This window comes from Maritalea sp. (genome assembly GCF_047634455.1).
GTDB lineage: Bacteria > Pseudomonadota > Alphaproteobacteria > Rhizobiales > Devosiaceae > Maritalea.
Genome location: NZ_JBLIAI010000073.1, coordinates 1 through 11,474, shown reverse-complemented (window position 1 = coordinate 11,474; position 11,474 = coordinate 1). Strand labels below are relative to the sequence as shown.

General features: G+C 49.5%; 13 protein-coding genes. 8 read left to right on the top strand and 5 right to left on the bottom strand.

Features of this window, described 5'->3' with window-relative positions; translation table 11 throughout:
- Together preA and ACJAZW_RS13770 are read right to left on the bottom strand one after the other, a co-directional pair.
- Positions 1 to 1,149, bottom strand: a 1,149-nt coding sequence (gene preA, locus ACJAZW_RS13775; RefSeq protein ID WP_415159078.1) for an NAD-dependent dihydropyrimidine dehydrogenase subunit PreA, incomplete at its 3' end; no start/stop codon positions are given.
- An 18-nt stretch (positions 1,150 to 1,167) separates the two neighbouring features.
- Positions 1,168 to 2,523 carry an NAD(P)-dependent oxidoreductase gene (locus tag ACJAZW_RS13770; protein WP_415159076.1) on the bottom strand — a complete coding sequence of 452 codons (1,356 nt, stop codon included), beginning with the start codon at positions 2,521 to 2,523 and terminating at the stop codon, positions 1,168 to 1,170.
- Between the two features lie 409 nt (positions 2,524 to 2,932).
- Between ACJAZW_RS13770 and ACJAZW_RS13765 the strand changes: the two genes are divergently transcribed.
- Positions 2,933 to 3,493: a peroxiredoxin gene (locus ACJAZW_RS13765; RefSeq protein ID WP_415159080.1), complete on the top strand. Its 561-nt coding sequence runs from the start codon at positions 2,933 to 2,935 to the stop codon at positions 3,491 to 3,493.
- Positions 3,494 to 3,541: 48 nt separating this feature from the next.
- Here ACJAZW_RS13765 and ACJAZW_RS13760 read toward each other — a convergent pair whose 3' ends face one another.
- The 3 genes from ACJAZW_RS13760 to ACJAZW_RS13750 form a co-directional block, all read right to left on the bottom strand.
- Complete coding sequence (locus ACJAZW_RS13760) at positions 3,542 to 4,210, bottom strand: GntR family transcriptional regulator (RefSeq protein WP_415159074.1); 669 nt, start codon at positions 4,208 to 4,210, stop codon at positions 3,542 to 3,544.
- 95 nt (positions 4,211 to 4,305) lie between these two features.
- A complete protein-coding gene (locus ACJAZW_RS13755) occupies positions 4,306 to 4,926 on the bottom strand; it encodes a class I SAM-dependent methyltransferase (RefSeq protein WP_415159072.1) in 621 nt (206 codons plus the stop codon).
- An 81-nt stretch (positions 4,927 to 5,007) separates the two neighbouring features.
- Positions 5,008 to 5,409 carry a DUF6326 family protein gene (locus ACJAZW_RS13750; RefSeq protein ID WP_415159070.1) on the bottom strand — a complete coding sequence of 134 codons (402 nt, stop codon included), beginning with the start codon at positions 5,407 to 5,409 and terminating at the stop codon, positions 5,008 to 5,010.
- Positions 5,410 to 5,506: 97 nt separating this feature from the next.
- Here ACJAZW_RS13750 and ACJAZW_RS13745 point away from each other — a divergent pair, with 97 nt between their 5' ends.
- The 7 genes from ACJAZW_RS13745 to ACJAZW_RS13715 form a co-directional block, all read left to right on the top strand.
- Entirely contained in the window at positions 5,507 to 6,397 is an 891-nt protein-coding gene (locus ACJAZW_RS13745) for a LysR family transcriptional regulator (protein ID WP_415159068.1), read from the top strand.
- A gap of 316 nt (positions 6,398 to 6,713) precedes the next feature.
- Positions 6,714 to 7,520: a transporter substrate-binding domain-containing protein gene (locus ACJAZW_RS13740; RefSeq protein ID WP_415159066.1), complete on the top strand. Its 807-nt coding sequence runs from the start codon at positions 6,714 to 6,716 to the stop codon at positions 7,518 to 7,520.
- 80 nt (positions 7,521 to 7,600) lie between these two features.
- Positions 7,601 to 8,266, top strand: a complete 666-nt coding sequence (locus tag ACJAZW_RS13735; protein ID WP_415159064.1) for an amino acid ABC transporter permease — start codon at positions 7,601 to 7,603, stop codon at positions 8,264 to 8,266.
- A gap of 14 nt (positions 8,267 to 8,280) precedes the next feature.
- Positions 8,281 to 8,943: an amino acid ABC transporter permease gene (locus tag ACJAZW_RS13730; RefSeq protein WP_415159062.1), complete on the top strand. Its 663-nt coding sequence runs from the start codon at positions 8,281 to 8,283 to the stop codon at positions 8,941 to 8,943.
- Positions 8,940 to 9,662, top strand: a complete 723-nt coding sequence (locus ACJAZW_RS13725) for an amino acid ABC transporter ATP-binding protein (protein WP_415159060.1) — start codon at positions 8,940 to 8,942, stop codon at positions 9,660 to 9,662. Before ACJAZW_RS13730 ends, ACJAZW_RS13725 begins: the two co-directional genes overlap by 4 nt.
- A gap of 83 nt (positions 9,663 to 9,745) precedes the next feature.
- Positions 9,746 to 10,705 carry a dihydrodipicolinate synthase family protein gene (locus ACJAZW_RS13720; protein WP_415159058.1) on the top strand — a complete coding sequence of 320 codons (960 nt, stop codon included), beginning with the start codon at positions 9,746 to 9,748 and terminating at the stop codon, positions 10,703 to 10,705.
- A 44-nt stretch (positions 10,706 to 10,749) separates the two neighbouring features.
- A partial coding sequence (locus ACJAZW_RS13715) for an aldehyde dehydrogenase family protein (RefSeq protein ID WP_415159056.1) occupies positions 10,750 to 11,474 on the top strand: 725 nt, incomplete at its 3' end.

Below are 11,474 nucleotides of genomic sequence, written 5' to 3'. Positions count from 1 at the left end.
AACGCATTCTTCATCGATCACCTCAAACTTGCGCAACCCATCGACCATGTTCGTAATAGCTTGGTGCGATGTGTCTTCGCACGCAATATGACAACGACCACAGCTGATGCACAGATCTTGGTCAATTTTTGCCTTGGTCACATAGCTCAGATTGAGGTGTTTCCAGTCGGTGACATTTGGCGTCGCAAGTCCCATAAAATCGTCAATGCTCTCATAGCCTTTTTCGTCCATCCATTCGGACAGGCCGGAAATCATTTCTTGAACGATTTTAAAGCCATAAGTCATCGCAGCGGTACAAACCTGCACATTGCCACAACCCAAAGAGATGAATTCAGCTGCATCGCGCCATGTATTGATGCCGCCAATACCAGAAATCGGCAAACCAGCCGTTGCCGGGTCACGGGCGATTTCCGCCACCATGTTCAACGCGATTGGTTTAACCGCCGGGCCACAATACCCGCCGTGCGACCCTTTGCCGTCAATGGTCGGGACCGGTGCGAAATTGTCCAAATCCACCGAAACGATTGAGTTGATTGTATTGATCAAACTCACAGCATCCGCTCCACCAGCTTTTGCCGCACGGGCAGGGTGACGCACATCAGTGATGTTCGGTGTCAGTTTTACGATGACGGGCTTTGAATAGTACTTTTTGCACCATTCGGTGACCATCTGGATATATTCTGGCACTTGGCCAACAGCGGCGCCCATGCCCCGCTCGCTCATGCCATGTGGGCAACCAAAGTTGAGTTCGATCCCGTCCACGCCCGTTGCTTCAACGCGGGGAAGAATGGCTTTCCATGCTTCCTCTTCGCACGGCACCATGATCGAAGCGATGATCACGCGGTCTGGCCAGCGCTTTTTGACCTCGGTCATTTCCTGGAGATTGACCTCCAAAGAGCGGTCCGTGATCAGCTCAATATTGTTGAGCCCCATCAGACGACGATCAGGGCCAAAGATTGCGCCATAGCGTGGGCCGTTTACGTTGACAACGGGTGGGCCTTCTTCGCCCAAGGTCTTCCATACAACGCCGCCCCAGCCCGCTTCAAACGCGCGCTCGACATTGTAAGCTTTGTCAGTAGGGGGAGCAGATGCCAACCAAAAAGGGTTTGGCGATTTGATGCCCAAAAAGTTGGTCGATAGATCAGCCATTTTAATTCTCCTGTCCGGTTAGCGGGTCAAAAATGCGTGGATGCTCTCGGCGGCAAGCTTGCCGTCTTCCACTGATTCAACGGTTAAATCTTCACCGCCGGCAACACAGTCGCCCCCGGCCCATACTTTGTTCAATGAGGTTTTGCCGTCTTTAGCGATTTGGATCCGGCGTGCTTCTAATTCAATGCCAGCGTCACTCAAGATACTTGAATCAAACTTTTGGCCGATGGCTTTAAATACCTGATCAGCTTCAAGTTTTATGGTTTCGCCGGTGCCAGACAGTTTGCCATCTGCCTGCGAAGTATATTCAAGCTCAATGCCCGTGATTTGATTTTGCTCGTTCGAGATCAAAGCTTTTGGTTGCAACCAATGGCGGATAATAACGCCGTGGGTCTGTGCCAGCTCCTGTTCATACAGGCTGGCATTCATACCCTCTTGGCCACGTCGATAAGCGATGGTGACGTTTTCGGCGCCGAGCATTTTGGTTTGAATGGCGATGTCGATGGCGGTCATGCCGCCACCGATCACCACCACATCACGCCCGACAGGCAGGGAGCTCAAATCGTCGGTTTGACGAAGTTTTTCGATATAGTCGACCGCATCAAGGCATCCATCATTATCCTCGCCTTCAAGGCCAAGATTGTTAGTGTTGCCTAAGCCAACGCCAATAAAGACAGCATCGTAATCGTCACGCAATTGGCCAACGGAAATGTCGCGCCCCAATGCTTTGCCATGCTGAACATTTATACCGCCAATAGACAGGACGAATTCAACTTCCAACTGGGCAAAGTCATGAGTGGTTTTGTATGCGGCAATGCCATGTTCGTTGAGGCCGCCAGATTTGGCGCGGGCCTCAAAAATCGTGACATCATGTCCATGCATCGACAATCGGTGTGCACAGGAAAGCCCGGCAGGGCCTGCACCAACAACCGCAACACGTTTTCCGGTGGTTGCAGCACGTTTAAACGGATGCTCTTTGGCCGTCACCATCAAATGATCAGTCGCGTAACGCTGCAATTGACCAATTTTTACCGGTTTGCCTTCAGCTTCTTCACGTACGCAAACTTCTTCACATAGTGTTTCAGTAGGGCAAACCCGAGCGCACATTCCACCCAGAATGTTTTGGTTCAGAATAGTTTTTGCTGAGCCAGACGGGTTGTCCGCCGCAATTTCCCGGATAAAGAGGGGAATGTCGATGCTGGTCGGACACGCCGTCATGCAGGGCGCATCGTAGCAGAAATAGCAGCGTTCCGCTTCCACCATCGCCTCATGGCGGGTGAGGGGCGCGTGCAAATCCTCAAAATTTGAATCGTAGTCAATTTGGTCAAGGCGACCCGTACGGATGTCCCGTGTCGCGAAATCTGTTTCGCTCATCAATAGTCCTCCCCAGATTAGCCGTTGCATTTGTGCAGTTGCGAATTGATCTCCTCAAACCAATCAGCCAAAACAAAGCGGCAATAAATTCCTTCAGCATATCATTTGATATTTTTACCAAAAGGTCAAATCTTTTCTGACCATTTAGTCAGGTTTTTTCATTCTCTGTCTATCCAAGGCCGCGATAACTGGGTTTTGATGCCGTATTCAAGTGGTTTTTTACAACATTGCGGTTGTCCAGATGGCTTGGATATTATACGTAAGCAGCCAAGCAAAAAGCTTCAGAATTCGTACGCTTCTCACAGCAAACATTATCTCACACGCAACATGCAGATTTTTTCCTGTAGTGATGATTCAAGTTTGTGCCAGAAGCCTCGAAAAACTAACAGATTTATCAAGAGGTATGATGATGGCCACTGTAGGCAGAAAAGTCCCAAATGTCGTGTTTAAAACCCGTGTGCGCGACGAATCTATTGGCGGTTCAAACCCCTTTCGCTGGGAAGATAAAACAACCGCCGACTATTTTGCTGGCAAACGTGTTGTACTGTTTTCACTTCCAGGTGCCTTCACCCCAACTTGCTCGACCTACCAATTGCCAAATTTTGAGAAACTATTTGGCGAATTCAAAGAAGAAGGCATCGATGCGATCTATTGTCTGTCAGTGAACGACGCATTTGTGATGAACAAATGGGGTGAGTCGCAAGGCGTTCAAAATGTCGGCTTGATTCCTGATGGTTCAGGTGAGTTCACCCGCAAAATGGGCATGCTGGTCAAAAAAGACAATCTTGGTTTTGGCTATCGCTCATGGCGCTATGCAACTGTTGTTGAAGATGGCGAAATTGTTGGCTGGTTCGAAGAAGCAGGCTTCCAGGACGATATCGAGAGCGATCCATATGAGCTTTCAGCGCCAGAATATGTGCTGACATGGATCCGCGACAACAAGCCATTCGCAAAAAGCCAAGTCGCTTAAGTCATATTGGTTTGAATGAATTGAAAGGCGGGGAGCAATCCTCGTCTTTTATTTTGCCTCTTGTTCTTTCAATAGATTGATAAGCCGTCTGCTGGCCACCAGAATATGGTCTTTTGTCAACTGAGCGGCGAGCTCGGCATCGCCCTTTTCGCAGGCAGCAAGAATGGCCAGATGTTGCTCAATCGCATATCCCATGCCGTCGGTTAACACCAAAAGCGTGCGCAGATAGCTTTCAACGCGGTCGAAAGTATTCTTCACTACGACCAAGTGATAAGGGCGATTTGCGCATTCATATAGCGCGTAGTGAAACTTTTGGTTTAACTCGCCCCAATTGGCCGGGTCCTCTTCAGTTGCAAAGTCGTCGCAATATTGTCGGGCTTTCGCAAAAGTGCTTTCATCCATGTTGGGGACAGCAAATTTTATGACTTCGCTCTCAATGAGTGCGCGGAATTCCGAAATCTCTTCGACTTCTTCAATCGAAAGTGCAGAAACAGTTGTGCCGCGAAACCTTTCGGTTTTCACTAATCCCTGCTGCTCTAAGCGCGATAGCGCTTCACGCACCGGAATGCGCGATGTGTTGAACATTTCCGCCAATGCATCCTGGCGTAAATGCTCCCCGGCCTTCAATTCGCCAGCAAAAATTGCTTCCCGCAAGGCTTCGAATATCAGGTCAGTTGCCGACGCTGCGGCGCGTACATTCACGGTGCTCAACTTCATAACATCGCTCAATTCAAATCACTTTTGGTTGGCACAACATATCCGCAAGACTGCAATTTCGCCAACCCTAGATTTTTTTGAGCACTTTTTTGGGACTAAGTTGGACGACGCGCAACAAAGTAGGGGCTGGACTTTCCATCGCCAAAGAAACGTTCTTCAATGACATCAAATCCTGCTGCAACAATCATGGCCCTCAGTTTGCCAACGGTGAGTAGGTGGAGATTTGGCGGGGCTACTCCAAACAGGTTCATAACTGGAATGATGAGCCGCGGCATGATGCCCATTTCACCCGGGCACACAGTTTTGGATATGAACAAACCACCGGGCTTTAGCTGTTTGAAAAGACTGCGCAAAGTTTCAGCAGGGTCAGGCACCAGATGCAGAATATGAAATGCACAAACCACATCAAATGGCGCGGCCTTAAATTTTGCATCTGCATCTGCGACCATAAATGTCGCACTTTCAGGCGCGTCTTTGGATTTGGCGATAATGATCATCTCGCCTGATATGTCGGCCCCCGTCCAGCGTGCAACATGTTGCGCCATGCGCACCGCTGTGCTGCCCGTGCCGCACCCAATTTCCAACACATTGTCAGTTGGTTTCAGGCGGGACGTCACTGTTTGCAGCATCTGCTCATAGGATTCTTGATCCTTTACGGGTTTAGCCGCATATCCCATTGCTTGCTTATCCCAAAATTGTGCAGTTTTGCTGCTCATGTTTGTACCTTTTTAGTTGCCTAGTGCACATAGATGTAGTGCGGGTTGTGAATTCTGCAAACGTCAACCCATAACGGTGTTTTATTGAGCGCCAGATTTTACCGTTGAGGGCAGTCGCCATGCGAGCCAGCAGATGAAGCCAAGGGTGATGAGTTCTACAATTGCAAATGCACGGTCGTCTAAATCGCCAGGTAATCCAAGGGCTAGAATTGCGCCTGTAAGCACTGCGGCGACAATTGTGACCCATCTGCAAATCTGATCAGAAAGGAAAAGCGAACCGATGATCATTGCCAATGGGATTTCTATCAATACAAAACCGATCAACATCAATTCTTCTGTGATCACCGCACCGTTGATTTTGCCTGCCAAAGCCTCGTTCAAGAAAGCGGCTGTTCCGATCTCGTGAATGTCGCGAAACACCAAGTTGAGCATGAAGAATATCCATAAAGTGGACAGAACTTGGCGTACTTTTTCATTTGTCATATTAGATCCTTCAGCTCAATTGCTGTTCAAATCTAAATACCTATGCGCTAACAAAATAGAAATTGCCTAATTTTGTGGGTTTGGTATACGTAAATGCATGAACTGGCAGGAAGTGAACTTTGATTGGAACCAAGTACGCGCTTTTTTGGCGACGGCCGAAGAAGGCAGCTTCAGTGGTGCAGCGCGCGTCCTTTCCACGACCCAGCCGACCATCACTCGGCAAATTGCCGGGCTAGAGAGTTCATTGAACTTATTGTTGTTTGAACGCAGTACCCGCGGACTGACCATGACTGTGGCAGGACAACAATTGTTCGAACATGTACGCGAAATGGGCAGTGCCGCCAGTCGCATTTCCATGGTGGCACAAACTTTCAACAATGAAGTATCCGGCGAGGTGTCTATTACCGCCGTCGATACACTGTGCGTGAATTTTGTAACGGAGGTCATCAAACGATTGAAAAAGTCGGCGCCTGGTTTAACACTGCGGATATTTTCTTCTGACCAGGTTCAAGACTTAAAGCATCGTGATGCGGACATCGCAATTCGGCATGTGCGACCAACGCAGGGGAGCTTGGTGGCCAAGCTCGTGGGTAATTGGACGGCAAGTTTTTATGCCCATCAGTCATATCTGGACCAGATTGGCTTTCGCCCCGGTTCAAAAGATCACGAGAATATTGAAATTATTGGGCCCAGTGATCCCGTTCAATTTATCGAAGTTTGTAAAGGTCTCGGACTGAACCTAAGGCTAGATCAATTCACATTGCCCTGCACAAGTGCGCTGGTTGCCCATGAAATGCTGCGGGCTGGTTTAGGCGTAAGCGTGACCGCTGACGTGATTGCAAAATCGGAGCCGGGACTCGTTCGCCTCTGGCCGCATGTGCCGTCAATCGATTTTCCGGTTTGGTTGGTCACCCATCAAGAATTACATACATCGAAGAAAATTCGAGTTGTCTTTGATATGCTCGAGCAAGTGCTCAAAGAGGCATAAAGCTTCATCGTTCTAAAACTTACGTAAAATCAAAGGTTAGAGCCTTTTCATTGCGGGGTATGTGTTTTCGCGACCAGCTTTAGCTCCCGCCTTATCCAAAAGAATGACATAAAATATAAAGAATATTGTAGATTGTATCCAATCCTGTGTTATAGGTGAAAATGTAAAGGGTGAAATGGCTTTGGCTGTTCCTTTGCTGGGTAAGGCGCCTGATCAATCAAAAACCCACTATTGGCTTGGTTTTTTGATTGTGGGACTGCCGGCCCATCAAAGGAGAGTTGGTTATTATGCGCCTCAATGATCCGGGAGGAAGAAAATGAATTTTATAAAATTGGCCGCAACAGCGGCTGTACTTGCCACACTAGCGACACCTGCGGCTTTTGCAGACAAGCTTGACGATGTGATCAATAACGGCGTGTTGCGTTGTGCGGTTGTGTTGGACTTTCCACCAATCGGCTATCGCGATGCGAACAATGAGCCAGCGGGCTTTGACGTTGAATATTGTAACGATATGGCAGCGGCACTTGAAGTTGACGCAGAAATCATTCCTGTAACTTGGGCTGAACGTTTGCCTGCAATCGTGACAAACCGTGCAGACATCGTATTTGGTGGTACGTCAGATTCACTGGCGCGCGCCAAAACTGTTGGCTTTTCTATTCCTTACGCAATCTATTTTGCGCAAGCAGTTGTCGGTAAAGATAGTGGCATCAAGTCTTTTGAAGACATGAAAGGCAAACGGATTGCCGCAGCTGTTGGCACTGTGCCAGAGCAAGAGTGGATGAAAATTGCTGAGCAATGGGGCGAGAGCAACCTGTACCAAGGTTACCAAAGTGAAAACGAAGTTTTCTTGGCGGTTGCACAAGGTAAAGCGGACGCAGGTATCACCACCAACACAGCCGTTAAACCAATTACGGATCAGTATGATTCGATAGTTCCTGGCCCACGTATGCCTTGGACAACAGATTACACATCGGTTGCTGGTCCGCGCAAAGACGTGACTTGGCTTAACTATATCAATCTGTTCATCACCCATCAGGTGCGTTCGGGCCGTTATGACGAGCTATGGTTGAAATATGTTGGCGATACAGCACCTGAACTGCGTATCCCGGGCGTTATGTACTAATCCTTTGACTTTAAAAATCGGTTGCTCGCGGCTCTGGCTGCGGGCAGCTCTTTCGACCCAAAAGGAAAGGGGAAGCGCTCATGAACTTTGATTATACGTTCCATTGGCGTCCAGTGTTGCGCAAACTACCCGACCTGCTTGAAGCAAGTCTGGTGACGTTGCAGATCTCTGTGCTCTCTATGGTTATTGGCATTGTGCTGGGTCTCATTCTCTCGCTGCTGCGCATGAACGGGCCAAAGCCTTTGGCTTGGATCGCAACAATATGGGTGGAAACTGCCCGCAACACGCCAGCCCTTTTTCAGCTGTTCTTCTTCTCATTCGGACTAGGTGCGTTTGGGATCAATCTAACGCCATATCTGATCGTCCTGACGGGTCTCGCATTCAATAATGCTGGTTACTTGGCAGAAAACTTCCGTGGTGGTTTTCAAGCCGTGCCGGACACGCAACTGCGCGCCGCGCGATCACTGGGCATGTCATCATGGCAAAGCTACACGCGGATCATTATCCCGCAAGTTTTTCGGATTATCTATCACCCCATGACCAACCAATTGGTTTGGGCGGTTTTGATGAGTTCTTTGGCGATGATTGTTGGCTTCCGCGAGTTGGCCGGCGAAACCCAAGCCTTAGCGTTTGAAACGTTCCGGATTTTTGAATATTTCGCAGTGGCCGCACTCATCTATTACGTGATGGTCAAATTCATTCTCGGCTTCGCTAGGCTTATCGCCTGGCGCATGTTCCGGTACTAGGGAAGGATAAGGTAATGAACGAACCGATTTCATTCTTCTCCGGCTTTGGTCCAAAAGATCTTTGGTATTTGTCCCAAGCCGCATGGCAAACGCTGGTCATTTCGGCACTGTCGATTTCGACGGGGACTTTGCTCGGCATTTTCTTTGGCTGGATATTGTCCGAAAGCAAAATTGTAGGTGCGATTACGCTGGGCTTAGTGCTTGATGCGTTCCGATCTGTACCTTTGATCATCCAACTGGTGTTGTTTTACAACCTGTTCAACGTGCTTGGTTTGGCCGTTAATCCATTTTGGGCTGGTGTGATCATCCTTGCAGTTTATACATCTGCCCTTGTGGCCAATGTGGCACGCGGCGGTATTGAAGCTGTGGGGCCGCCCATGCGCCGGGCTGGCCGATCACTTGGCCTAAGCTATTTTCAAACCATGCAACATGTGGTGTGGCCAATCGGCTTGCGAGCGGTTTTCCCATCATGGGTAGGCGTGGCGCTTGGCGTATTGAAAGACAGCGCACTTGTGTCGGTGCTTGGCCATCCAGAACTCTTAAAAGTCGCGCGCGATCTGATCACGCGCACCCAACAACCCTTGCTTGTGCTGGCGGTTGCAGGCGCGTTCTATTTCGCGCTTTCATTCCCAATATCCCGCTATGCAGCGCATCTTGAAAGGAAGTGGCAGTCATGATCGAGATCAAAGGTCTTCATAAATATTTCGGTGATCTGCATGTGCTTAAAGGCATCGATTTGAACGTTGAGAATGGCGAAGTGCTGTCCATCATTGGCGCGTCAGGCTCTGGCAAGTCTACGCTGCTCTATTGCATCAATGGGCTGGAAACGATCCAAGGTGGCGATATTTTGGTTGATGGCGTGTCGGTGCACGCCAAAGGCACCAACCTGAACAAGTTACGCACCAAAATGGGCATGGTGTTCCAACAGTTCAATTCGTTCCCGCACCTCACGGCGCTCGAAAACGTCGCGCTTGCGCCAAAGATCGTCAAAGGCAAATCAAAGGCCGAAGCAAAAGAGATCGCCCGGGCGCAGCTTGAACATGTGGGGTTGAGCGATAAAATCGACAGCTACCCATCAGCTTTGTCCGGCGGTCAACAACAGCGTTTGGCGATTGCCCGCGCGTTGGCGATGGAGCCATCTTACATGCTATTTGATGAAGCAACGTCGGCGCTTGATCCGGAATTGGTGGGCGAGGTGCTCGACACCATGCGCCTACTGGCAGAAGAGGGCATGACCATGATCTGCGTTACCCACGAAATGGGCTTTGCCCGTGATGTGAGCGATCGTGTGGCCTATTTCCACCAAGGCATTATGGAAGAGATCGGGCCGCCAAAGCAGATCTTCTCAAACCCAAAAAGCGAACACACGGCAAAATTCTTGGCCAACGTTCGCTAAGTTAGTTAACAATTCAATCTCAAATTCGGATGGGCGAGCAATTTGGTGCGCGCATCTACCACTGATCTTTAAAGGAAGTTTCGATGGACGCGAATATTTTTTCTGGCTGCATTCCAGCGCTGATGACCCCGTGTAAAGCAGACCGCTCTGTTGATTTTGATGCGCTGGTGCGCAAAGGCAAAGAACTCATTGATGCGGGCATGTCCGCCGTTGTTTATTGCGGCTCAATGGGCGACTGGCCTTTGCTAACTGACGCTGACCGCATGGAAGGCGTTGCTCGCCTCGTGGCCGCTGGCATTCCAACGATTGTTGGCACTGGCGCAGTAAACTCAAAGATTGCTACCGAACACGCAGCGCACGCGCAAAAAGTTGGCGCACATGGATTGATGGTTATCCCGCGCGTTTTGTCCCGTGGCAGCTCGATGGCGGCACAACGTCACCACTTTGCAGCGATTTTGAATGCAGCCCCCGATTTGCCAGCCGTGATTTACAACAGCCCCTATTATGGCTTTGCCACCCGGGCGGACTTGTTTTTTGATTTGCGCAAAGAGCACAAAAACTTAATCGGTTTCAAAGAGTTTGGCGGCGCTGATGATTTGCGTTACGCAGCAGAATTCATCACCAGCCAAGACGATAGTGTCAACTTAATGATCGGTGTTGATACCCAAGTGTTCCATGGCTACGTAAACTGCGGCGCTGGTGGTTCAATCACAGGCATTGGAAATGCGTTACCAAAAGTCGCATTGCACCTTGTTGCGCTTTGCGAAAAGGCCGCACAAGGTGACGCTGTTGCACGTGTTCGGGCGCTTGAGCTTGATACAGCGTTTCAAGTTCTGTCTTCATTTGATGAGGGTGCAGACTTGGTGCTTTACTACAAATATATGATGGTATTGCAGGGCGATGCTGAATATGAATTGCATTTCAATGAAACAGATGCGCTCACTGACAGCCAACGCAATTACGCAAAACAGCAGTTCGATTTGTTCCAAACATGGTATCAAAGCTGGAGCCAACAACCTGACATATTGGCGCTTGCTGCATAGGTTGAACACTCGGAATCAAAATGCCCGGAAACTGGAGCAAATAAATGGAATATAAGAGCTTTATTGGTGGCGCGTGGGAGGAAACTTCCGCGTCGACGCCTAACATTAACCCCTCAGATACATCTGACATTCTTGGCCATGCGGCTGTTTCAGAAGCCGCTGACATGGATCGTGCCATTGACGCCGCACATACGGCGTCAGCCAAATGGGCGGCCTCAACTCCGCAGCAACGCTTTGATGTTTTGGACTTTATCGCCAATGAAATTTTGGCGCGCAAAGCGGAACTTGGTGAACTATTGTCGCGTGAAGAAGGCAAGACTTTGCCTGAAGGTATTGGCGAAGCAGCACGTGCGGGTCAAATTTTCAAATTTTTCGCCGGCGAAACAATTCGCCAGCGCGGAGATCGCTTGGCATCCGTGCGCCCCGGTGTTGAAGTTGATGTTACCCGTTCGCCAGTTGGTGTTGTTGGCCTCATCACGCCGTGGAATTTCCCAATTGCTATTCCTGCGTGGAAAATTGCACCGGCACTAGCATTCGGCAATGCAGTTGTTTTGAAACCCGCTGAATTGGTGCCTGGCTGCGCCCATGCCTTGGCTGAGATTATTTCGCGTTCTGGCTTGCCAGAGGGCGTGTTCAACCTCGTGTTTGGCCGCGGTTCAAAAGTTGGTCCACAACTTGTGGGTTCAAACAAAGTCAACGCCATCAGCTTTACCGGTTCTGTTGGTACTGGTCGCGGAATTGCAGCGGACTGCGGCAAGCTGCTGAAGAA